The organism is Mycolicibacterium xanthum (assembly GCF_019710635.1).
In the GTDB taxonomy this organism is placed as follows: Bacteria; Actinomycetota; Actinomycetes; order Mycobacteriales; family Mycobacteriaceae; genus Mycobacterium; species Mycobacterium xanthum.
The window spans coordinates 35,054-58,506 of record NZ_JAIFZS010000044.1 but is presented as its reverse complement, the minus strand read 5'-3'; the positions used below and the strand labels follow the sequence as shown (position 1 = coordinate 58,506).

Annotated in this window: 21 protein-coding genes; 17 read left to right on the top strand and 4 right to left on the bottom strand. The window is 67.8% G+C overall.

All coding sequences use genetic code 11. From position 1 onward, the window contains the following. Positions 1–110 precede the first annotated feature (110 nt). The 14 genes from JDV09_RS17280 to JDV09_RS17215 all read left to right on the top strand — a co-directional run bounded on the left by JDV09_RS17280 (position 111) and on the right by JDV09_RS17215 (position 17,841). Entirely contained in the window at positions 111–965 is an 855-nt protein-coding gene (locus tag JDV09_RS17280; protein WP_221370365.1) for an SDR family NAD(P)-dependent oxidoreductase, read from the top strand. Positions 966–975: 10 nt separating this feature from the next. Continuing rightward, positions 976–2,361, top strand: a complete 1,386-nt coding sequence (locus JDV09_RS17275) for an aromatic ring-hydroxylating oxygenase subunit alpha (RefSeq protein ID WP_221370364.1) — start codon at positions 976–978, stop codon at positions 2,359–2,361. A gap of 66 nt (positions 2,362–2,427) precedes the next feature. Continuing rightward, positions 2,428–4,287 carry a flavin-containing monooxygenase gene (locus JDV09_RS17270; RefSeq protein WP_221370363.1) on the top strand — a complete coding sequence of 620 codons (1,860 nt, stop codon included), beginning with the start codon at positions 2,428–2,430 and terminating at the stop codon, positions 4,285–4,287. Then, complete coding sequence (locus JDV09_RS17265; RefSeq protein ID WP_221370362.1) at positions 4,284–5,207, top strand: SDR family NAD(P)-dependent oxidoreductase; 924 nt, start codon at positions 4,284–4,286, stop codon at positions 5,205–5,207. Before JDV09_RS17270 ends, JDV09_RS17265 begins: the two co-directional genes overlap by 4 nt. Beyond that, positions 5,200–6,366, top strand: coding sequence for a CaiB/BaiF CoA transferase family protein (locus JDV09_RS17260; protein ID WP_221370361.1), 1,167 nt, complete (start codon positions 5,200–5,202; stop codon positions 6,364–6,366). The genes JDV09_RS17265 and JDV09_RS17260 overlap by 8 nt, the downstream gene beginning before the upstream one ends. A gap of 2 nt (positions 6,367–6,368) precedes the next feature. After that, the gene (locus JDV09_RS17255) at positions 6,369–7,544 is read left to right on the top strand and encodes an acyl-CoA dehydrogenase family protein (RefSeq protein ID WP_221370360.1); all 1,176 of its coding nucleotides are present in this window, start codon (positions 6,369–6,371) and stop codon (positions 7,542–7,544) included. Beyond that, positions 7,541–8,458: an acyl-CoA dehydrogenase family protein gene (locus tag JDV09_RS17250; RefSeq protein WP_221370359.1), complete on the top strand. Its 918-nt coding sequence runs from the start codon at positions 7,541–7,543 to the stop codon at positions 8,456–8,458. Before JDV09_RS17255 ends, JDV09_RS17250 begins: the two co-directional genes overlap by 4 nt. Then, entirely contained in the window at positions 8,455–9,687 is a 1,233-nt protein-coding gene (locus JDV09_RS17245) for an acyl-CoA dehydrogenase family protein (RefSeq protein ID WP_221370358.1), read from the top strand. The genes JDV09_RS17250 and JDV09_RS17245 overlap by 4 nt, the downstream gene beginning before the upstream one ends. After that, a complete protein-coding gene (locus JDV09_RS17240; protein WP_221370357.1) occupies positions 9,687–10,730 on the top strand; it encodes an acyl-CoA dehydrogenase family protein in 1,044 nt (347 codons plus the stop codon). The genes JDV09_RS17245 and JDV09_RS17240 overlap by 1 nt, the downstream gene beginning before the upstream one ends. Before the next feature lie 2 nt (positions 10,731–10,732). Continuing rightward, entirely contained in the window at positions 10,733–12,448 is a 1,716-nt protein-coding gene (locus JDV09_RS17235; RefSeq protein WP_221370356.1) for a thiamine pyrophosphate-binding protein, read from the top strand. Positions 12,449–12,489: 41 nt separating this feature from the next. Continuing rightward, positions 12,490–13,926: an aldehyde dehydrogenase family protein gene (locus JDV09_RS17230; RefSeq protein WP_221370355.1), complete on the top strand. Its 1,437-nt coding sequence runs from the start codon at positions 12,490–12,492 to the stop codon at positions 13,924–13,926. Between the two features lie 22 nt (positions 13,927–13,948). Beyond that, positions 13,949–14,932 carry an acrylyl-CoA reductase (NADPH) gene (gene acuI, locus JDV09_RS17225; protein ID WP_221370354.1) on the top strand — a complete coding sequence of 328 codons (984 nt, stop codon included), beginning with the start codon at positions 13,949–13,951 and terminating at the stop codon, positions 14,930–14,932. 9 nt (positions 14,933–14,941) lie between these two features. Further along, entirely contained in the window at positions 14,942–16,141 is a 1,200-nt protein-coding gene (locus JDV09_RS17220; protein WP_221370353.1) for a MaoC family dehydratase, read from the top strand. A 2-nt stretch (positions 16,142–16,143) separates the two neighbouring features. Continuing rightward, entirely contained in the window at positions 16,144–17,841 is a 1,698-nt protein-coding gene (locus JDV09_RS17215) for a class I adenylate-forming enzyme family protein (protein ID WP_221370352.1), read from the top strand. A 32-nt stretch (positions 17,842–17,873) separates the two neighbouring features. Here JDV09_RS17215 and JDV09_RS17210 read toward each other — a convergent pair whose 3' ends face one another. Then, a complete protein-coding gene (locus tag JDV09_RS17210; protein WP_221370351.1) occupies positions 17,874–19,562 on the bottom strand; it encodes a potassium channel family protein in 1,689 nt (562 codons plus the stop codon). A gap of 52 nt (positions 19,563–19,614) precedes the next feature. Between JDV09_RS17210 and JDV09_RS17205 the strand changes: the two genes are divergently transcribed. Beyond that, the gene (locus JDV09_RS17205) at positions 19,615–20,361 is read left to right on the top strand and encodes a 3-keto-5-aminohexanoate cleavage protein (protein WP_221370350.1); all 747 of its coding nucleotides are present in this window, start codon (positions 19,615–19,617) and stop codon (positions 20,359–20,361) included. Here the strand turns inward: JDV09_RS17205 and JDV09_RS17200 are convergent. Beyond that, positions 20,351–20,824 (bottom strand): cupin domain-containing protein, encoded by a 474-nt coding sequence (locus JDV09_RS17200; RefSeq protein WP_221370349.1) that lies wholly within the window; start codon positions 20,822–20,824, stop codon positions 20,351–20,353. The two genes, JDV09_RS17205 and JDV09_RS17200, sit on opposite strands and share 11 nt — an antisense overlap. Before the next feature lie 25 nt (positions 20,825–20,849). Between JDV09_RS17200 and JDV09_RS17195 the strand changes: the two genes are divergently transcribed. Next, entirely contained in the window at positions 20,850–21,308 is a 459-nt protein-coding gene (locus JDV09_RS17195) for a hypothetical protein (RefSeq protein ID WP_221370348.1), read from the top strand. Further along, positions 21,305–21,901 carry a GNAT family N-acetyltransferase gene (locus JDV09_RS17190; RefSeq protein WP_221370347.1) on the top strand — a complete coding sequence of 199 codons (597 nt, stop codon included), beginning with the start codon at positions 21,305–21,307 and terminating at the stop codon, positions 21,899–21,901. The genes JDV09_RS17195 and JDV09_RS17190 overlap by 4 nt, the downstream gene beginning before the upstream one ends. A 9-nt stretch (positions 21,902–21,910) precedes the next feature. Here the strand turns inward: JDV09_RS17190 and JDV09_RS17185 are convergent, their stop codons facing one another. Next, positions 21,911–22,360, bottom strand: a complete 450-nt coding sequence (locus JDV09_RS17185) for an Hsp20/alpha crystallin family protein (protein ID WP_221370346.1) — start codon at positions 22,358–22,360, stop codon at positions 21,911–21,913. A 212-nt stretch (positions 22,361–22,572) separates the two neighbouring features. Then, positions 22,573–23,442, bottom strand: coding sequence for a winged helix-turn-helix transcriptional regulator (locus JDV09_RS17180; protein ID WP_221370345.1), 870 nt, complete (start codon positions 23,440–23,442; stop codon positions 22,573–22,575). Positions 23,443–23,453: the final 11 nt, after the last annotated feature.

Here is a 23,453-nt window from a genome sequence, read left to right as displayed (position 1 = left end):
CAGACAATAGTGCCGCCAGTCCGCTGAGATCGCCCTTGACGGCTGGATAACAACTGCGGAATAGTGTTCTGCAATATGCAGAGTACGATTATTTGTCCGGACAATATGCGATGACCGAAGCCGGAACGGCAGTGCGGCTGGACGGCCGCATCGTGGTGGTGTCCGGTGCCGGTGGCGGCGGCATCGGCACGACGGTCACCCGGATGGCAGCCGAAGCAGGCGCCACGGTCGTCGCGGTCAGTCGCTCCAGGGAGAACCTCGACGAGCACGTCGCCCCGTTGGCGCAGCTGGGGCTGTCGGTCGTGCCGGTCTCGGCCGATGCGTCCACCGATGACGGAATCGCCACGGTGCTCGACGCGGTCCGGCATACCGACGGCGACCTCTACGGTCTCGTCAACGTCGCCGGCGGCGCCGCACCGTCGACGTGGATGCCGTGCACCCGGGTCACCCGCGAGGACTGGCGCGCGCTGTTCACCGCCAACCTGGAGACCGCGTTCTTCATGAGCCAGGCGGTGGCGGCGGAGATCCGTGGGCAGGGCAACCCCGGGTCGATCGTGTCGGTGTCGTCGATCAGCGGGATGAACACTGCGCCGTTTCACATCGCCTACGGAACGGCCAAGGCGGCGGTGGTCGCGATGACCCGCACCATGGCGGTGGAACTGGCCACCGATGGGATCCGGGTCAACGCGGTGGCGCCGGGGGTCACCGAGACCGCGGCGTCGCGCATGTACGTCGACGACGACCCGGACCGCGACCGCCAGGCCATCGCGATGGGCCGGCGCGGCACACCCGAGGAGCAGGCGGGAGCGATCCTGTTCCTGCTGTCCGACCTGGCCGGCTACATCACCGGCCAGACGCTGCTGGTCGACGGCGGCCTGAATCTCAAATGGAGCCATCTGGGCGCCGACCACACGTCCTTGTTCCTCAAGGACGAGACATTCCGCAGCACCATCAAACGGTTCTAGGAGGTAAGCGATGACCGACATGAAGGCATCCGAGACGTCCGCGTCCGAAGAACTCGCCGAGCCGATGACCATCCCAGTGGAGGCCTACGTCTCCGAGGAGTACGCGCGCGCGGAGCGGGATCGGCTGTGGCGCAAGGTCTGGCTGCAGGTCGGCAGGGTCGAGGAGGTGCCCGAGGTCGGCTGCTACCTGACCTACGACATCCTCGACGACTCGATCATCGTCGTGAGGACGGCCGCCGGCGATTCGGGAGGTGCGTTCGCGGCGCACCACAACGTCTGCATGCACCGGGGCCGTCGGCTGGTCGACACCCCCGAGGGTGCGAAGTGCGCCAAGGGCAAGGCCCGTAAGTCGTTCGTCTGCGGATTCCACGGCTGGACATACGGTTTGGACGGCGCTTGCACGCACATCCGCGAGCAGGACGACTGGCAGGGCGCGCTGACGCCGGAGAACACCCACCTGACACCCGTGCGGGTCGACACGTGGGGCGGCTGGTTGTGGATCAACATGGATCCCGAATGCGAACCGCTGGCCGACTACCTGTTCCCCGCCGCAAAGATCCTCGATCCGTTCGGATTGGAGAACATGCGCTTCAAGTGGCGCAAGTGGCTGAACTTCGACTGCAACTGGAAGGTGGCGCTGGAGGCCTTCAACGAGACCTACCACGTCTTCACGACGCACCCGGAGTTCAACAAGTTCGGCGAGTTCAAGGGCTGGGCCAAGGCACAGGGCAAGCACAGCAACATCGGCTACGACGCTCCCGAGGACATGGAGGCCACCAAGTCCAAGATTCGGCTCGGCAGCGGCGCCGATCCGCGGATCTCGACCGCCGAGATGCAGGTCTACACCATGGAGGAGACCAACACCTCCACCACCGAGACGCTGGTGAACGCCGCCAAACGGCTCGTCGACGAACTGCCCGAGGGCACTCCCGCCGACAAGGTGCTCGAGCACTGGCTGGCCTCGGCACGCCGTGACGACGAGGCGCGCGGGGTCATCTGGCCGACCATTCCGGCCGACGTCCTGGGGCAGAGCGGTACCGCGTGGCAGATCTTCCCGAACTTCCAGATCGGCCAGGGCCTGACCGTGGCGCTGTGCTACAGCGCTCGCCCCGACCCGAGCTACGATCCCGACAAGTGCATCTTCGAGGTGTCGGTCTTCGAGCTGTACCCGAAAGACGAAGAGCCGCAGACCGAGTGGGAGTACACGCCGCCCGGGGACCCGAACTGGCGGTCCGTGCTGCCGCAGGACTTCTCGAACATGGCCGCCGTGCAGCAGGGCATGAAGTCCGCCGGATTCCCCGGCACCATGCCGAATCCGTACCGCGAACGCAGCACCGTCAACCTGCACCACCAGCTGTCCAAGTACATGGGCACCGGAGCCCCCGAGGAGTTGTGATTTCGGTGTAGTTCGTCACGCTCGGCGTGACGAACTACACCGAAATCGCTCGGAACAAGGAGACACATGACCACCGAGAACCCCTGTGGGCCCACCGATGTCCCGCAGGACGTCGACATCGATGCGCTGCGGATCAAGTACGCCCAGGAGCGTGAGAAACGGCTGCGCAAAGAGGGCGCGGCGCAGTACCTCGAACTCGACGGCGACCTGGCCGAGCTCTACGAGGTGGATCCGTACACGCCGGTCACCGAACGTGATCCGATCGACGAGGACGTCGAGGTCGTGGTGCTCGGCGGTGGCTTCGCCGGCCTGCTCTCCGGTGCCTACCTGAAAAAGGCGGGCGTCCAGGACGTCCGGGTGATCGACATGGCCGGTGATTTCGGTGGGGTGTGGTACTGGAACCGGTTCCCCGGCATCCAGTGCGACAACGACGCCTACTGCTACATCCCGATGCTCGAGGAACTCGACTTCCTGCCGAGCAAGAAGTTCGCCGACGGTGCCGAGATCTTCGGACACTGCCAGGCGATGGGCAAACACTTCGGCCTCTACGACGGCGCGATCTTCTCCACCCAGGTGGAGACGATGCGCTGGGACGAGTCGATCAAGCGCTGGCGGCTGACGACCAACCGCGGCGACGACATCCGCGCTCGCTTCGTCGTGATGGCCCAGGGGTCCTACAACAAGCCGAAGCTGCCCGGCATTCCGGGCATCAAGGAGTACCTGGACGCCGGCGGGCATGCCTTCCACTCGGCGCGGTGGGACTACGACTACACCGGCGGCGACGCGAGCGGCGGTCTGCACAAGCTCGCCGACAAGCGGGTCGCCCTGGTCGGCACCGGCGCCACCGGAGTGCAGCTGGTACCGCATCTCGGCCGGGATGCCAAGCAGCTGTTCGTGTTTCAGCGGACTCCGTCGTCGGTGGACATGCGCGACAACACGCCCACCGATCCGGAGTGGGCGGCTGCCCTGCAGCCGGGCTGGCAGGAGGAACGCAAGCGCAACTTCCACAACTGGTCGCCGTTCGTCGGCGTGGTGTTCGGCGAGCCGGATCTGGTGTGCGACTTCTGGACCGAACTCGGCCGCAACATGACCGCGCGAATCGCGGCCAGTCCGGACCCCGCCTCGCTGAGCCTCGAAGAGATCATGGCGATCCGGGAAGAAGAGGACTACAAGATCATGGAGCGGCTGCGGCGCCGCGTCGAAAGCGTTGTCGAGGATCCGGAGACCGCCGAGGCGCTGAAGCCGTACTACCGGTTCATGTGTAAGCGGCCATGCTCGAGCGAAACCTACCTGCCCGCCTTCAACCTGCCCAACGTGACGTTGGTGGACGTCGCAGAGTCCAAGGGCGTGGAACGACTCACGGAGAAGGGCATCGTCGCCAACGGCGTCGAGTACGAGGTCGATTGCGTGGTCTTCGCCAGCGGGTTCGAGATCTCCACCGAGATCAGCCGCCGGTACGCCGTCGACGTCATCGAGGGCCGTGACGGGTTGTCGCTGTTCGACTACTGGCACGACCGCTACAAGACGCTGCACGGGATGACCAGCCGTGGATTCCCCAACCAGTTCTATCTCGGGTTCATCCAGGGCGGCGTGTCGGCCAACACCACCGCAATGTTCGAGCAGCAGGCCGAGCACATCGCCTACATCATCGCCGAGGCGCAGAAGCGCGGGGCGATCACGGTGGAGCCGTCTCAAGAGGGCCAGGACAACTGGGTCAACACCGTGCGGGAACTCGCGATCGACAACTCGGCGTTCGAGCTTTCCTGCACCCCCGGCTATTACAACAACGAGGGCCGCGGGGCATCGGAGAACAACGGCGGATTCCTCGGCGACTTCTACTCGCCCGGGTTCTACGCGTTCGACGAACTGATCGCGCAATGGCGTGACAAGGGCGATCTCGACGGGCTGGTCCTCGAAACCAAATGAGCGAATTGAGGTTCGACGATCGGGTCGCCGTCATCACCGGCGGCGGGCGGGGACTGGGACGCGAGTATGCCCTGCTGCTCGCATCCCGGGGTGCCAAGGTCGTCGTCAACGACGTCGGGGGCAACCTCGGCGGCGAGGGCGCCGATTCGGGGCCGGCGGACCAGGTGGTACGCGAGATCCTCGCTGCCGGAGGGCAGGCGGTGCTCTCCACCGACTCGGTGGCGACCGTGACGGGCGGCCGGGCGATCATCGGTGCCGCGCTGGACAACTTCGGCCGGATCGACATCCTGATCCACAACGCCGGCAACGTCCGCCGTGCCCCGCTCGCGGAGATGTCGTATCACGACTTCGACGCGGTGCTCGACGTGCACCTGCGGGGCGCCTTCCACGTGGTGCGCGAGGCCTTCCCGGAGATGTGCGCCGCCGGTTACGGCAGGATCGTGCTGACCTCGTCGATCGGTGGCCTCTACGGCAACCGTGACGTGGCGAACTACGGTGTGTCCAAGGCGGGAATCATCGGCCTGAGCAACGTCGCCGCCATCGAGGGCGCACCCTCGGACGTGAAGTGCAATGTCATCGTTCCCGCAGCCGTCACCAGGATGGCCGAAGGTCTGGACACTTCGGCCTATCCGCCGATGGGCGCCGATCTCGTCGCTCCCGCGGTGGGCTGGCTCGCGCACGAAAGCTGTTCGATCACCGGGGAGATGCTCGTCGCCATCGCCGGGCGGATCGCCCGGGCCTACATCGCCGAGACCCCGGGGGTGTACCGGCCGTCATGGACCATCGAGGAGGTCGGGGCGCAGATCGATGCGATCCGGGACACCACCGGTTCGATGGCCTTCCCCGTGGTGCCCGACGGCCACGCCGACCACATCCGGTACAGCTTCGGGATGGCCGCACAAGGGGTCCCGCATGGGTGACACCGGACCGTTGGCGGGCGTGCGGGTGGTCGACCTCACGGCGATGGTGATGGGACCGTACTGCACCCAGATCATGGCGGACATGGGCGCCGACGTGATCAAGGTCGAACCGCCCGAGGGGGACAACACCCGGTTCATCTCGGTCGGTCCGGCGCCGGGCATGAGCGGGGTGTTCGTCAACGTCAACCGCGGCAAGCGCAGCGTCGTGCTGGACCTGCGCACCGACGCCGGCCGGCACGCATTGCGCGCCCTGGTCGCCGACGCCGACGTGTTCATCCACTCGATGCGCGCCAAGGCCATCGCCAAGCTCGGCTTCGACTACGAGAATGTGGCGTCGGTGAACCCCCGCATCGTGTACACCAACTGCTACGGCTACGGTCGGCGCGGTCCGGAACGGGACCTGCCCGCCTACGACGACACGATCCAGGCCGAGTGCGGCATCCCGGCGGTCCAGGAACAACTGACCGGGGAAGCCAACTACGTCGGAACGATCATGGCCGACAAGGTCGCCGGGCTGACCGCGCTCTATGCCACCATGATTGCGCTGTTCCATCGCGAGCGCACCGGGGAGGGCCAAGAGGTCGAGGTCAGCATGTTCGAGACGATGGCGGCATTCATGTTGGTGGAGCACGCCAACGGCGCCATGTTCGACCCGCCGCTGGGGCCTGCGGTGTACCCGCGCACCGTCGCACCCAACCGCCGGCCCTACCGGACCGCTGACGGCCAGATAGCGGCGCTGATCTACAACGACAAGCACTGGAACTCCTTCATCGATGCGGTGCAGCCACCTTGGGCGAGCGAGGAGTTCGCGACGCTGGAGAAGCGCGCCCACCAGATCGACACGGTCTACGGCCTGGTGGCCAAGACGCTCGAGGAGCGCACCACCGCGGAATGGCTGGCACTGTTCCGTGAACTCGAGATACCCGCAGCGCCGATCAACACACCGGATGCGCTGTTCGATCATCCGCATCTGAACGCGGTCGGGCTGTTCGAGACGGTGGACACCGCGTACGGGCCGGTGCGATTCCCCGGTGTGCCGATCTGGTTCTCCCGTACCCCGGGTCATGTCCGTGGCCCCGCACCGGAATTGGGCGCGGACACCGATGCGGTGCTCGAGGAACTCGGCCTGGGAGCGGTCGAATCCGGGGAGGCGGTGTAGCCGTGGACTTCGACATGGGCAAGCGCGCGGCCGATCTGCGCCGCGAACTGCGTGATCTGGTGCACGAGCAGGTCCCGGATCACTATCTGGGCGCCTTCACCGACGACCCGGCCGATCTGGAGATCGCCCAGCGGTTCTGCCGCACGCTGGCCGAACGCAACATGCTGTGCCTGGCCTGGCCCCAGGAGTTCGGCGGCGGCGGGGCATCGGTGTGGGAGCAGACGGTGGTCCGCGAGGAGATGTGGGCGCACCACGAGCCGCGCGGCGCGCAGTACATGGGGGTCAACTGGGTCGGGCCGATCATCATGCGCCACGGCACGCCCGAACAGCAGCAAACGCACCTGCCGCCGATCTCGTCGGGCGAGGTGATCTGGTGTCAGGGTTTCTCCGAGCCGGAGGCCGGTTCGGACCTGGCCTCGCTGCGCACGACGGCCCGGCGTGCCGAGGACGGCAACGGCTGGCTGGTCAACGGCCAGAAGATCTGGACGTCCTACGCGACGATGGCGCAGTGGTGCTTCCTGCTCGCCCGCACGTCGCGGGTGGGGGAGGGCGCCACCCAGAAGAAGCAGCAGGGACTGACGATCTTCCTGGTGCCGATGGACGATCCGGCGATCACGGTTCGCCCGATCGACACCATGCTGGGGCCGCACCACCTCAACGAGGTGTTCTTCGACAACCTGCGGGCCACCGACGCCGACGTGCTCGGCACGGTCGATCAGGGGTGGTCGATCGTGCAGGACGTGATGGCGTTCGAACGGGTCGGCATCGCGCGCTACGCGCGCTGCGAACGTCTGCTGGCGGCCGCGCCCTCGGTGCTGGGCGAGAGGTGGGACGACGTCTCGGAAGAGCTTCGCGGACGCTGGGTCCGGATGCTGACGCACTGCCGCCGGGCCCGACTGCTGGCCTACCGCGTCGTCGCCTCGCAGGCCGGCGGCCAGGTCAGCCCCGGCGACGCCGCGGCATACCGCATCGCGGTCACCAAGCTGGACCAGGACAGTGCCGAGGTTCTGATGGACATCGCCGCCGAGGTCGTGCACACCGATCCGCGGGCGGCGTGGTTCCTCGGCGAGGTCGAGGACCACTGGCGCTACTCGCAGGCCGCCACCGTGTCGTCGGGAAGCATTGAGATGCAACGGATCCTGTTGTCGCGATCGATGATCAAGGGCGGTTCCCGATGATCCTCGATCTGAGCGAAGACGCACAGGAGTACGGCCGTCAGGCCCGGCAGGCCTTCGAGGCCGCCGGTGGTGACCGGCTGGTCGAGCGGGCCGAGGCCGCGCCGGACACCAGGGAGCCACTGGTGGCCCCGGTGCTCGCCGAACTCGGCGCCTGGGACCTCGACCCCCGCACGGACGCCGACGGGCTGGAGGCCGCCGCCGCGCTGTGCCGCAGCGCCGGCCACTGGGCGGTGCCGTATCCGCTGGCCGAGTTGCTGGCCAAGCCGACCGACCTCGACGTCGACGGGCTGATCGTCGTCGGCGGCGCACGGCCGGCCGCGCCGGTGGCCGGAATCGACAAGCGTTGGGCCACCGTGACGGTCGGCGGTAGCCGAGCGCTGGTCAGCGGTCAGAGCGACCCGGGACCGGGCTTCGTGGTCGAACTCGAGCAGTCGCCGCTCGACGAGGCCGGCGCCCGGGATGTGGCGCTGGGCCTCGTGCTGCCGTGCTGGACGCTGCTCGGGATGCTCGACCGTGCCCTGGAGCTGACCGTCGCGCATGTCAGCCTGCGCAAGCAGTTCGGCCAGGCGTTGTCGGCCTTCCAGGGGGTGCAGTTCCAGCTCACCGACGCCGAGGTGGAGCGCAGCGGGCTCGACATCCTGGCCAAGCACGCGCTGTGGAGCGTCGCCACCGATCGGCCCGAGGCCGTCGAGGACGCCCTGGCGCTGCGGATGTCGGCCATCGAAGCCGCCGATGTGGTGTTCCGGGTGTGTCATCAGCTGCACGGCGCGGTGGGCTTCTGCGACGAGACCACACTGTCCTGGCTGTCGCGGTACAGCCAGCCGCTGCGCCGGCTGCCGTTCGGGTTGTCCGCGACGCGTGAGCATCTCACCCGCGTGGCCGGCGCGCGCGGGCTGACGGGGCTGTTCTCATGACGGGCGAGACCGAAGAAGTGGTCGAGTCGTCGACGGATTCTCGCGAACTGGGTCGGTTTCGGCGAGAGGTGCGGGCCTGGTGCGCCGAGCACGTCCCGCCGGACTGGCGGGCGTCGCAGACCGGGGTGACCGACGCGGAGTTCGTCCGCTTCCAGAAGCAGTGGTTCGCCGAGCTGCACAGCGCCGGGTTCGCGGTGCCGCACTGGCCCGCGGAATGGGCCGGCGGGGCGCGCACGCGAGGAGTGGATCCGGCAGCTCCGGCCCTTTCGGTCGCCGAACAGGTTGTGCTGTACCAGGAGCTGGCGGCGCATGACGCGCCGCGGCTGGTGCTGGCCTTCGTCGGCATCCACCACGCCGCATCGACCCTGCTCGTCGCGGGCACCGATGAGCAACGACAGCGCCATCTGCCCGCGATCCTGGACGGCGAGATCTGGGTGCAGGGCTTCTCAGAGCCGGAGGCCGGGTCGGATCTGGCGTCGCTGCGCACCACCGCACGCCGGGTCGGCGACGACTTCGTCGTCAGCGGCCAGAAGCTTTGGGCCAGTGGGGGTCTGCACGCCGACTGGTGCCTGCTGCTGGCCCGCACCGACCCGGAGGCGCCCAAGCGCAAGGGCATCTCGTATTTCCTGCTGGACATGACATCCCCTGGCATCGAGGTGCGGCCGATCCGCAATGCCATCGGCGACTCGCATTTCTGCGAGATCTTCCTCGACGACGTCGTCGTCCCCGCGGCGAACCTGGTCGGCCAAGAGAACGCAGGCTGGCAGGTTGCCCAGGCCACCCTCGGCGCCGAACGCGGGATGACGATGCTGGAGCTGGCCGAACGACTCGGCAACGCCGGCTTCCGGTGGCTGGTGGAAGCCGCACCCACCGACGATCCGGTCGTTGCGGACCGGCTGGCGCAGTTCGAGATCGAGATCGCCGGCCTGCGCGGAATGTGCAGGCGGGTGGTCGAGAAGGGCGCCGACGGACCGGCCGACGCGTCGATCGTCAAGCTGTACTACAGCGAGTTGCTGCAGCGGCTCACCGACTTCGGCGCCGAGATCGGCGGAACGGGCGCGCACACCGTGCTGGCCAAACCGCTGTCCAGCGGCTGGGAGTCCGGCTCCTGGGTGCTGGATTTCATCGGCTCGTGGGAGTGGACCATCCCGGGTGGTGCCAGCGAGATCCAGCGGACCATCATCGCCGAACGCGGGCTGGGGCTGCCGCGGGAACCGAGCGTGGCGTGATGACGGGTAACGACGAATTCGCCGAGTTCCACGACGAACTACGTTCGGTGGCAGGCGATCTGCTGGCCAAGGACCGCGAGGCGGTTTGGCCGGTGCTGGTCGACGCCGGCTGGGTCGGTATGGAGATCGCCGAGGATCTCGGCGGGGCGGGAGCGACGTTCACCGAGACCGCTGTGCTGCTCGACCAGATCGGCCGGGCGGCCGGCACCACCGGCTATCTCGGTGGCGCCGTGTTGCCGGTCGGCCTGCTCAATGCGCTGCAGCCAGGCGAGACCCGCGACGAACTGCTGCGCGCCGCGGCCGCGGAGACCCACCGCCTCGCGGTCGCGATCGGTGACTTCACCGTCGACGCGGGACGGCTCACCGGGCGTGCCGAATTCGTGCCGGACGCCGCTGGGGCCGACCGGGTGTTGGTGCCCACCACCGCCGGTGTGGTGGTCGCGCCCACTGCCGAACTGACCGTGCAGGCTCAGCCGGTGGTCGACGAGACCCGGCGACTGGCCACCGTCACCGCCGACGGCGCCGTCCCCGACGCGGTGCTGAGCTTTGCGGGCGGCCACGACGCCGCGGTGTCGGCGGTACTGGACCGCGCGGCGGTCGCGATCGCCTGTGACAGCCTGGGTCTGGCCGAGCAGATGCTCTCGACCACCGTCGCCTACCTGAAGGTGCGCCACCAGTTCGGCAGGCCGATCGGATCGTTCCAGGCGGTCAAGCACGCCTGTGCGGACATGCTGGTCGGCATCGAGGTCTCCCGCCAACTGGTCGCCGACGCCGTCGCCGCGATCGCCGCGGGCCCCGAGAACACCGACACCGCCATCCCCGCCGCGATGGCCAAGTCCTACACCAGCTCGGCCGCCGTCGCCGTCGCGGGCAAGGCCATGCAACTGCACGGCGGCATCGGCTACACGTGGGAGAGCGGCATCCACACCTACCTCAAACGCGCCACATTGAATCGCTCGCTGTTCGGTTCGCCTGCAGCACACCGAAAAAAGTTGACGCAGCGATACCAGCGTTACCAGATGACCCCAATGAAAGGGAAGTAACCATGGGTGTACCCGTCTACAAGCGGATCCTCGACCTGTTCGAGGCCGAGGGAGTCAACACGCTGTTCGGTATTCCCGACCCGAACTTCGTGCACATGTTCACCGAGGCCGAGGCCCGTGGCTGGTCGGTGGTGGCCCCGCACCACGAGCTCTCCGCGGGCTTCATGGCAGAGGCCGCGTCCCGGATGACCGGCAAGCCGGGGCTGTGCATCGGGACGCTGGGCCCGGGCGTCGCCAACATCGCCGGCGCGATGATGTGTGCACTGGTGGAGAACTCGCCGGTCATCTTCCTCGGCGGCCAGCGGGCGCGCGTCACCGAGCGCCGGGTGCGCCGCGGCCGGATCCAGTTCGTGCAGCAGGAGGGGCTGTTCGCACCGTCGGTCAAGTACAGCAGCTCCATCGAATACGCCGATCAGACCGACGAGATCATCCACGAGGCGATCCGCCGGGCGATGTCGGGAACCCCCGGCCCGTCCTATGTCGAGTTCCCGTCGCACGTCATCCTCGAGGAACTGGATGTCGCTGCACCACCGGAACCGTCGAGCTACCGGCTGGTGAACCAGGGCGCCGGGGCCCGCGAGGTGGCCGAGGCCGCGAAGCTGATCCGCGAGGCCAAGAGCCCGATTCTGCTGGTCGGTCACGGCGTGCACACCTCCCGCACCCAGCAGGAGGTCAAGGAGCTGGCCGAACTGATGGCCTGCCCGGTGATCCAGACCTCCGGCGGCACGTCGTTCATCCCGGGGCTGCAGGACCGCACGTTCCCGTACCTGTTCTCCCCGGCCGCCAACCAGGCGGTCGAGGAATCCGATCTGTGCGTCGCGCTGGGCACCGAGCTCGGTGAGCCGATGCACTACGGCCGCACGCAGCACTGGGCCGAGGGCGACGCCAACCGCAAATGGGTGTACGTCGAGCAGGACCCCACCGCGATCGGCGTCAACCGACCGATCGACGTGCCGCTGGTCGGCGACCTGCGTGGCGTCGTCCCGCAGCTCGTCGAGGCGCTGCGGGACACCCCGCGCGCGCCCTCGGCCAACCTCGAGCGCCTGATCGAGGCCGATGCCGCCGAGTTGGCCCGGGTGGCCGAGGAGGCCCCGAGCGGACGCACCCCGGTGCACCCGGCGCGCTACGTGGTGGAGGCGACCAAGGCGTTCGACGAGTTCACCGAGGACGGCATCATGGTGCGCGACGGTGGCGCCACGGTGATCTTCCAGTGGACCTACTCGCAGACCAAGCCACGCGACGTGATCTGGAACCAGAACTTCGGCCATCTCGGCACCGGTCTGCCGTACGCGGTCGGGGCCTCGGTCGCCGAGGGCGGCAAGCGCCCGGTCATGCTGCTGACCAGCGATTCGGCGTTCCTGTTTCACATCGCCGAACTGGAAACCGCTGCACGGCAGAACCTTCCGCTGGTGTGCGTGGTGGGTGTCGACCACCAGTGGGGCCTGGAGGTGGGGGTGTACAAGCGCACGTTCGAGCAGCCGTCCCCGCAGCCGGGCGTGCACTGGAGCAAGGACGTCCGGATGGACAAGATCGCCGAGGGCTTCGGCTGCCACGGCGAATATGTCGAGAAGGAGGACGAGATAGGCCCGGCCATCAAGCGGGCCTACGCCAGCGGCAAGGCCGCCGTCGTGCACGTCTGCATCGACCCGAAGGCGAACTCCGAGGAGATGCCCAAGTACGACCGATTCCGGACCTGGTATGCAGAAGGTACCCAGTAGGACCATGGAGCTGCGAGGACCTAAAGAATGGAGAGGCACCCATGCGTGAATATCTGAAGTTCTACATCGACGGTCAGTGGGTCGATCCGGTCGAGCCCAAGACGCTCGACGTCGACAACCCGACCACCGAACAGGTGTCCGGCAGGATCGCCCTGGGCACGGCCGCCGACGTCGACAAGGCGGTCAAGGCGGCGCGCAAGGCGTTCGGCACCTGGTCGCAGACCAGCCGCGAGGAACGTCTCGACGTGCTGCAGGCGATCCAGGTCGAATACCAGAAGCGTTCGACGGATCTGGCCGAAGCGGTCAACGAGGAGATGGGTGCGCCGCTGGCGCTGGCGGCGGGCCCGCACGTGGCGATGGGCGCCGGTCATCTCGCCACCACCATCGACGTGCTGAAGAACTTCCAGTTCGAGGAGATCCTCGGCAGCACGCTGGTGGTCAAGGAGCCGATCGGGGTGTGCGGTCTGATCACTCCGTGGAACTGGCCGATCAACCAGATCGCCTGCAAGGTGTTCCCGGCGATGGCGGCCGGGTGCACCATGGTGCTCAAGCCGTCCGAGGTGGCCCCCTACTCGGGGCAGATCCTCACCGAGATCATCGACGCCGCAGGGGTTCCCGCCGGGGTCTACAACATGGTCTTCGGGGACGGTCCGGGCGTCGGCACAGCACTGTCCAGCCACCCCGACGTCGACATGGTGTCATTCACCGGATCGACCCGGGCCGGCATCGAGGTCGCGCGCAACGCGGCGCCGACCGTCAAGCGGGTCAGCCAGGAATTGGGTGGCAAGAGCCCGAACATCGTGCTCGACGACGAGGACTTCGCCAAGAGTGTGACGGCGGGCGTGATCACGATGATGACCAACAGCGGGCAGAGCTGCAATGCGCCCTCACGAATGCTGGTGCCGAACTCCCGCATGGACGAGGCAATCGGTGTGGCCCGCCAGGTCGGTGAGAATGTCGTGGTCGGTGATCCCGACAACAAGCGGGCGATCGGCCCTGTGGCGTCTCAGGTGCAGTTCGACAAGATCCAGCGTCTGATCCAGACCGGTATCGACGAGGGCGCGACCGTGGTCGTGGGCGGACCCGGCAGGCCCGACGGCTTGGACGCCGGGTACTACGTCAAGCCGACGGTGTTCGCCAACGTCACCAACGACATGACGATCGCGCGCGAGGAGATCTTCGGGCCGGTGTTGTGCATCCTGGGCTATGACGATCTCGACCAAGCTCTCGAGATCGCCAACGACACCGAGTACGGCCTGGCCGGCTATGTGTCGGGAGCCGATCTGGACCTGGCCCGTTCGGTGGCCCGGCGAATCCGCGCTGGTTCCATCGGCATCAACCACGGCTTTGACCTCAACGCGCCGTTCGGCGGCTACAAGCGCAGCGGCAACGGGCGCGAGTGGGGAGCGTTCGGCCTCGGCGAGTTCTTGGAGACCAAGGCGGCACTGGGCTACGGACCGGAAACGGTTACTTCATAGGCCCGAAAGGAGTCATTCACTGATGTTTTCGGCAATCCTGATCGAGAAGAACGACGACGGCCAGACGGTTGGAGTCACCGACCTCGAGGAGACCCAACTCCCAGACGGTGACGTCACCGTCGACGTGGAGTACTCGACGCTCAATTTCAAGGACGGCCTGGCCATCACCGGCAAGTCGCCGGTGGTGCGTAAGTTCCCCATGGTGCCCGGCATCGATCTTGCGGGCGTGGTCACCGACAGCACACACGCGGATTGGCAGAAGGGCGACCGCGTCGTGCTCAACGGCTGGGGAGTGGGGGAGACGCATTGGGGCGGCTTCGCCCAGCGGGCCCGGCTCAACGGCGACTGGCTGGTGCCGCTTCCGTCGAACTTCACCACCAAGCAGGCGATGTCGATCGGCACCGCCGGCTATACGGCGAGCCTGTGTGTGGACGCGCTGCTGGCTCACGGGGTGCGTCCCGATCAGGGTGAGGTCCTGGTGACCGGGGCCACCGGTGGCGTGGGCAGCATCGCGATCGCGTTGCTGGCCAAGGCCGGGTTCAAGGTGGCCGCGGTGACCGGGAAGTCCTCGGAGGCCGACTATCTGCAGCAACTCGGCGCCGGCACGATCTTGGATCGTGCGGAGTTCGCCGAACGGGGCAAGCCGCTACAGAAGGAACGGTGGGCCGGCGTGGTCGACGCCGTGGGCAGCCATACCCTGGCGAACGCGTGCGCCCAGACCCGCTATCGCGGCGCGGTTGCCGCCTGTGGTCTGGCCCAGGGCATGGATTTTCCGGCCAGCGTTGCTCCGTTCATCCTGCGCGGTGTTTCGCTGCTCGGAATCGACAGCGTGATGGCGCCCAAGGAGCCGCGGATGGCGGCGTGGAAACGCCTGTCGGACGACATGGATCCGGCGGTGCTCGAGTCGATCGTCGAAGAGGTCGCTCTGAAGGACGCTATCGATGCCGCGGGTCAACTCATGGACGGCACGGTGCGCGGCCGCATCGTTGTCGACGTCAATCGCTGAGGAGGCTGGGTGGCTAGCAAGTCTGCGAAACAACCGGGCGTCGAACTCGATCTGTCCGATGTCGATCATCGTGTCGGCAAGCCGATCGGTGGCGGGCAGTTGTGGGATCCGTGTAGCTCGTCCGACATTCGCCGCTGGGTGATGGCGATGGACTACCCCAACCCGGTGCACTGGAATGAGCAGTTCGCTCGTGAATCCAGGTTCGGTGGTCTGATCGCACCGCAGTCCATCGCCGTGGCACTGGATTACGGCCATGGTGCCGCGCCCGCATGCGTGGGACACATTCCGAACAGCCACCTGATCTTCGGTGGTGAGGAGTGGTGGTTCTACGGCTGCCCGGTACGCCCGGGCGACCAGCTGTTCCAGGAGCGCCGATTCCACGACTACAAGGTGGTGGAGACGAAATTCGCCGGGCCGACGATGTTTTCGCGCGGTGACACCGTGCACAGGAATCAGCACGGAACGCTGGTGGCAAAGGAGCGGTCGACGGCGATCCGCTACCTCTACGAGGAAGCCACCAAACGCGGCATGTTCGAAAGCCAGCTCGGGGAGATCAAGCGCTGGACGCAGCACGAACTCGAGGAGATCGAACGGGTGCGCCGCGATTGGCTCGAGTCCAACCGCATGGGTATCTCACCGCGGTTCGACGAAGTGAAGATCGGTGACACCCTGCCGCCGCGGGTGATCGGCCCGCACACCATCGCGAGCTTCACCACCGAGTACCGTGCATTCCTGTTCAACATCTGGGGCACGTTCCGCTGGGTGTCGCCACCCGGCGTCGACGATCCCTGGGTATACCAGGACCCGGGCTGGGGCAAGGACTTCGCGTTCGACGAGGAAGACGCGATGATCGATCCCCGTAAGCGCGACGGGCTGTATGTGGGTCCGTCACGGGGCCACATCGATGCCGACCGGGCAAGCGAAGTCGGGATGGCGCGCGCGTATGGCTACGGCGCGACGATGGGTGCGTGGTGCACCGACTACCTTGCCTACTGGGCGGGCTATGACGGCATGGTGCGTCACACCAAGGCCGACTTCCGCAACCCCGCCTTCGAGGGCGACGTGACGTATTTCGACGGCGAGATCATCGGCAAGGAGCCGGAGTCCGTGTGGGGCGTTCCGCTCGTCCAGGTGAAGCTGCGCCTGGCGAATCAGGACGGTGACGTGCTGGTCAGCTGCACGGCCGAGGTCGAACTGCCCCTGGTGTAGCGATGACCGAAGCGGTTTCTGAAGCCTCGCAATCGATTTCGCTGGTCTCAGGGCCTCCGCTGGCCGAAGAGCCCGGTCTCGGATCGCTGACATTGCCGGGCTTCCTGCGGGAAGTGACGCAGATGTACGGCGATCGGGAGGCGATCGCCTTTCCGGCCGGTGGCGGTGTCACGCGCTGGACCTACCGGCAGCTGTGGGATCGGGCGGTCGAGGTGGCCCGGGCGCTGCGGGCCTGTGGCGTGGGCAAGGGCACCCGGGTCGGGGTGCTGATGACCAACCGGCCCGAATGGCTTTCGGCGGTGTTCGGTGTCGCGATCGCCGGTGGCGTGGCAACCACGCTCAGCACCTTCTCTACGGGCCCCGAGCTCGAATATCTGTTGCAGTCGTCCTGCGCGTCGGTGTTGCTGTTCGAACGCAGCGTGCTGAAGAAGGATTTCGCGGCGGTCTTGACCGACCTCGAACCCGCGATCGCCGGTTCGGCCGTCGGCACGCTGCAATCCGCCAAGTTCCCCTATCTGCGCCGGCTCGCGATGATCGGCGAAGCTGCGCCCGGCATCGACACCTGGGAAGAGTTCCTGGCCCGCGGCGCGGGCGAGCCGCCCGGATTGGTCGAGGCGACCGCAGCGGCGGTCCAGCCCAGTGATCCCGGCGTGTTGTTCTTCTCATCCGGGTCGACCAGTAAACCGAAGGGCATCTTGAGTGCGCACCGGGGAGTCTGCATTCAGATGTGGCGCTTCCGGCGCCTGTACCGATTCGGGCCCGAGGACCATGTTCGCTGCTGGTCCGCTAACGGCTTCTTCTGGTCGGGCAACTTCGCCATGTCGCTCGGCTCGACCCTCGCAGCAGGCGGTTCGCTGGTGCTGCAGCGCACGTTCGTCGCCGAGGAGGCTCTCGAGTTGATGGCCGCCGAGCGGGTGAACTTTCCGTTCGCGTGGCCCCACCAGTGGGGGCAACTCGAGAGCGCGCCCAACTGGGAGCAGGTGGATCTGAGCAGCATCCGGTTCGTGGACGTCAAGACACCGGTCGCACGTCATCCGACCGTATCGACCACGTGGTGCGAGCCCGGTCACGCCTACGGCAACACCGAGACCTTCACGATCACCACGAATTACCCCGCCAACACCCCGGCGGAGGTACACGCCGAGAGCAGCGGTGTGCCGCTGCCGGGTGTGACCCTCAAGATCGCGGATCCCCTCACCGGCGCCATCGTGGGTCGCGGTGGATCCGGGGAGATCTGCGTGAAGGGTCCGACCCTGATGCTGGGCTACATCGGCACGCCGCTGGATGAGACGCTCGACGCCGACGGCTTCCTGTGCACCGGCGACGGCGGCTACCTCGATGCCGACGGCCGGCTCTACTGGGAGGGCAGGCTCACCGACGTCATCAAGACGGGCGGGGCCAATGTCTCCCCCCGCGAGGTCGACGAATGCCTCATCCAGCACACCGGCATCAAGGTCGCCCAGACCGTCGGAGTACCGCACGAGACCCTGGGTGAGGTCGTCGTCTCCTGCGTCGTGCCGCACCGCGGTGTGACCCTGCAGGCCGGCGAGATCCGGGCGTTTCTGTCGGAGCGTCTGGCCAGTTACAAGGTGCCGCGCCACGTGCTCTTCTTCCGTGACGACGAGATCGCGCTCACCGGCAACGCGAAGATCAAATCCGGCGATCTGCGCAAGTTGGCTGCCGAGCGACTGTCCGGGTAGCGATGAACTCCGCGGCCGACCCGGCGCGGGAATCAACCCGTCGTCGCCGGTGTCGTGACGCCCGACTGCTGGGTGCCCTGTCCCTTGCGCAGGGTGTCCAGCAGTTCGCGGTAGGGCCCGACCAGGTAGGCGGTGTCCCCGGCGCACAGCGCGGTGTCGCGCCGGGGATGCAGCCGCAGCGCCGATCCCGGGCGCTCGATCGCGATCACCCGGGTCTGGGTGGACAGCTCCTGCATCCGGATGCCGTCGAGTTCGCTGCCGGGTTCGACATGCACGCCGCCGACCATGAAGGACCGCTGTCCCACCGAGAACGTGCCGAGGACCTGCAGGCCCAGCGCCGCGCCGATGAACCACGGGGTAGCCAGCTCCACCGTCGAGCGCACGTGCTCGAACCCGAACCGGGACCCGATCGCCGCGCCCAGCGTGCGGTCGTAGATCCGCAGCACGATCGGCACGCGGGGCGGGCTGATCTCCTTTAGCACGATGCCCGTCTCGACGTTGACCATGTCGTTCTGGGTCAGCACGGCCACCGCGCGCGCATGGTCGATGCGCGCGGCCGCCAGCGTCTGACGCAGCGTGGCGTCGCCGAAGATCACCGGCACCCCGAGTTCGGCCACCGCCTCCAGGTAGCGGTTGTCGTCGCTACGCTCGATGACGGCGACGTCATAGCCGGCGGCCTTGAGGTCGGTGGCGACGCGGATGCCGAACGAGCCCAGCCCGACGACGATGATGTGGTTGCGCAGATGCCGGACCCGGCGCCGGCCGGACGAACTCGCCAGCCGGCGGGACAGCAGGACGTCGGCGACGAACGCGACCACGATCGCCGTCGTCGTGACCCCGGCGAACATCAGCACGATGCTGAACATCCGCAGCCAGGTCGGCTGGTCGAGAAACGTGAAGTCGCCGTAGCCGACGGTGGCGATCGTCTCGGTGGAGAAGTACAGCGCATCGATCCAGCTCATGCCCGGGTGCCGGTAGGCGAAGCGCAACAGCACGGTGGCGCCGATCAGCAGCGTCAGCGACGCCGCCAGCGCGCGGTAGAACAACGGGTTGAGGTCCTCCCGGAATGCGTTCACGGTGTCCACCGCCCGCACCACGGGAGAGCGGACCGGCCCGGCCGACGCCAGCGGCCGGGCCACTTCGATGCCCTGCTCGCGTAGCTCGTGGGCGGTACCGATCACCGCGGTCAAGTCGCCGGCACGCACCGGGTGGTCGCGGCCGGGGCAGGCGATCACCTCGCCGGGTGTGCGGGAATGCTCGCCGTGGATGACCGCCACCGGGGCCAGATCGCCGAACATCGCGCGTAACGTCGAATCTTGTTGAGCGGCAGCCCCGGAGACGATGAAGTCGACCCCCGCCACCGAGATGGTGTGGGTGGTCCGGTTCAGGCAGGCCTCGACGACCGACGGTGCGGCGAGGTCGGCGACGTCCAGGATCGCGCCGGGCCCGTTGTTCTGGGCCATCGCCGCGCGCAGCACCGAGTTGGCCAGCCGCGCCACCACCCGCACCCCGGGATTGGCCTGCCGGGCCAGCAGCGCGATCTCCAGGTTCAGATCGTCGTCGTCGTCGGCGCAGACCACCGCCTCGGCCGTCGCGATCCCGGCGGCGGCCAGTTCGGCCGGCGATTGCACGGTGACCACATGGGCGCCCGCGGTGCGGAACTCCTCGATGATCCGCACGCCGAGGGCGTCGTCACCGCAGACGATGATGTGACGTGCCATGCCGCTGAACGCTACTGCGGAAATCCCCGCCGCGACGGGTGAAGATGGGGGTATGGTTTCCAGCCCCACGAGCCCCAGGATCCCGAAAATCTACGTCAAGGCGTGCATCAACGGTGCCCGCACCCCCGACCAGCACCCCAACCTGCCCGTCACCCCGGAACAGCTCGCGGCCGAGGCGCTCGCGGCGCATGCGGCGGGGGCCAAGGCGGTGCACATGCACCCCAAGAGTGCCGACGGGGTCGATTCGCTGCTGGCCGCCGAGGTGGACGCCGCGGTGGCGGCGGTCCGGCACGCCGCCCCCGGGCTGCCGCTGGGCGTGACCACCGGGTACTGGGCGCTGCCGGATGCCCGGCAGCGGCTGCGCGCCGTCGAGAGCTGGAGCGTGCTGCCCGACTTCACGTCGCTGAACTGGCACGAGCCCGGATCGCCGGAGCTGGCCGAGGTGATCCTCGGGCGGGGACTGGGGGTCGAGGTGGGCATCTTCCACGCCGAGGCCGCACAGTCGTGGGCCGCGTCCGACATCGCGCCGCATTGCATGCGGGTGATGATCGAACTCGGTGCCGACGCCGACCTCGCCACCGCCGACGAACTGATCTCGATGGTGGCCGCGGCCGGCTCGCCGGCCCCGATCCTGCTGCACGGCCTCGACGAAAGCTGTTGGCCCCTGCTCGAACACGCGGGCGTGCGGGGCGTGCAGACCAGGATCGGGATGGAGGACACGCTGCTGTTGCCGGACGGTTCCACCGCGGACGGCAACGCCGCGCTGGTGTCGGCCGCCGTCGAGCTGCTCAGTCGGTAGCGGCCGCCAGCGCGAAGTCGGCGAAGTCGAAGCCGGGTACCACCACGCAGCTGACCAGGCAGGGCTCGTCGTCGCGGGGAATGGCCCGCTGCCAGCGCCCCGGCGGGATGACGAACTGCGGGCTCTGCCCGGCCACGATGTCGGCGCCGAGCAGGTGGGTGGTCGCGGTGTGCCGACCGTCGCCGGGCGGCGCGTCGGTCAACTCGTCGCCGACCTCGAGCAGCAACGGCCCACCGAGGTGATACATCCACAGTTCCGCGCTGCGCACCGTGTGCCAGGCCGAGTGCTGGCCGGGCATGAGCAGGAACAGGATGGCGGTGCCGGCGTTGCGGGTTCCGGTGTAGTCCGGCGGGAGAACCGACTGCGGAACCGTGAGCTCGCTGCGCCAGGTCTCCCGGAACCAGCCACCCTCGGGGTGGGGAGAAAGGTCCAGCCGACGCGCCCATTCGGGGAGTTCGCTCATCGGTTCACCCTAGTAGTCTTTGGCCATGGCGCGCGCCCGTCCCGGTTGGCTGGTCGCATTTTGTGCCCTGGTGATTGCGGTGAGCGCATGGTTGCCGTGGTTGCGTTCCTCGGCCGACGGCGGGGGGCGGGCCAACGCGATCGGCGGGGTGGCGGGTGTGATGCCGGTACCGCCGCCCGGGTTCGGGGTCGGTCAGTTGATCGTGCTGCTGGCGTCCACGTTGGTGGTGGCCGCCGCGATGTCGGCGCGCGGCATCTCGGCGCGCATCGCCTCGACGGTGGCGCTGGCGATTTCGGTGGTTCTGGTGGTGCTCGCCGTCTGGTACTACCGGCTCTACGTCTACCCGCCGGTGTCGGCCGGTTACGGCCTCTATGTCGCCGCTTCGGTGGCGGGGGTGGCGGTCTTGCTGTCGGTCTGGACGATGTTCGCGGCGTGGCGGGCAACCTCGCGGGGCCGGATGGCGGCCGGTGGCGGGCCGGCGTGAGCGGCTTCGTCACGCCGGTGTCGTTGACCGGTGAGCGCTGGGTCAGTCTGGAACCGCTTACCCGTGAACACCTTTCGGAGATCGAAGCGGCGTCCGCCGACGGCGAACTGGGCCGGTTGTGGTTCACCGCGGCGCCGAAGCCCGGGGCGGCCGGTGACTGGGTCGACATGCGCCTGGCGCTGCAGAGTCCGGAGACCGGGTTGACGTTCGTGGTGCGTGGCCGGGACGGTGCCCTGGTCGGGTCGTCGAGCTACCTCAACGTGGACGGTCCCAACCGCCGGCTGGAGATCGGAAACACCTGGTACGTGGCGGCCGCGCGGCGCTCCGGGGTCAACACCGAGACCAAGCTGCTGATGCTCGGTCACGCGTTCGAAGACCTGGGTTGTGTCGCAGTGGAATTCCGCACGCATTTCTTCAACGCCGCCAGTCGTGCGGCGATCGAGCGGTTGGGCGCCAAGCGCGACGGCATACTGCGCAGTCATCAGCTACTGCCCGACGGTTCGCGCCGCGACACCGTGGTGTATTCGATTCTGGACATCGAATGGCCCGCCGTGCGGTCCAACCTGACGTTCCGGCTGGACCGCGACGGCTGACCGGTCGGCCTACTCGGAGTCGACGGTCGTGGGCTCGATGGATCGCTGTTTACCGGTGTGGCTGACCTCGATCTTGCGGGGCTTGGCACGCTCGGCGACCGGGATGGTCACCGTCAGCACGCCGTTCTCGTAGGTCGCGGAGATCGCACCGGTGTCGATGCCCTCGCCGAGGGCCAACTGCCGGCGGTAGCTGCCGAAGAACCGCTCGTTGGCGAGCCACTGCGCCGAATCGTCCGATCGGGCGGTGCGGTGCGCAGAGATCGTCAACGTGCCGTTGTCGACGTCGACGTCGACGGAGCCGGGATCGACACCGGGCAGGTCGGCGGTCAACACATAGTGGTCATCGATCTTGCAGAGGTCCATCGGCATGAACCGGGGAGTGCGAGTCGATCCTGTCTGGTTGGTCAGCAAGCCCCGGGTCAGGGCGTCGAGGTCACTGAACGGATCAAAACGAAGCACAGTAATCCACCTCCTATGTCACTCAGAGCCCGCCACCCCGGCGGGCAGCCAAATCACTGTGCACCTGCGAGATTAGCACTCTCGCCGTGAGAGTGCCAGGTCCGTGCGGTCGTGGAATCAGTGCGCGACCCGTGGGCGCAAGATGGTGGTTGCTGTGCGTTCTGCACGTCGACGACGACCAGGGCCGGTATTCGGCCGATCCGCCGGTGTGGTCATGTCGTTCCCTCTGCCCGCGGCAGGATGTGAGTCCCCCGCAGGCGTCCGTGGCAGTGGTCGCAGACCAGGGCCGGCGTGAAGCGGCGGTCACACCCATTGTGGGTCAGGATCACCGCCGGGCCCTCCGCGCTGCGGAACCAGCGCTGCGCCCACGCCAGTGCACACACCAGCACCGGGAAGAACGCCCGGCCCTTCTCGGTCAGCCGGTAGCGGCCGTCGATGTTGTCGAGGATGCCCTCGGTGGTGAACACCGACAGTCGGTCGGCGAGCGTTCCCGGCGGCGCGGCGAGCTGGTTCTGGTAGTCGGTGAACCGTGAGAGGCCGACGAACGAGGCCACCAGCAGCGCGAACCCCCACCGGTCGCCGATGACGCTCATCGTCTGCGGGAACAGCAGGCCCGCGCCGGTGCGGCGCGCTCCGGCGCGGCGCCGGGTCACCGCCGATGGCACCGAGCGTTCCCAGGATCCGCTCGGGCCCCACTGCGCCACCACGTCCTTCGCGCCCACCGTGGCACCGCACGACCGGCAGGTGAGCAGCGGCGCGAAATCGGCTCCGCACAACGAGTGTCGCATGGCCGGCAGCGGTTCGGCGTGATCGGCCACCCACCGTCGCTCCCACTCCCAGATCGAGGTGAGCATCGGCCACAGCGCGCGACCGCGCGCGGTCACGAGGTACTCCGAGCGGACCGGGTTGGTCCGGTATTCCCGGCGGGTGAGCAGATCTTCGGCGACCAGTGCGGCAAGCCGGCCGGACAGCACCGCGTGCGACACCGGCAGCGCGGCGGTGAAGTCACCGTAGCGGCGGGCCCCCAGCAGCGCTCGTTGGATGATCAGCAGCGTCCATTCGTCGCCGAGGACGGCGAGCATCCGGGCCACCG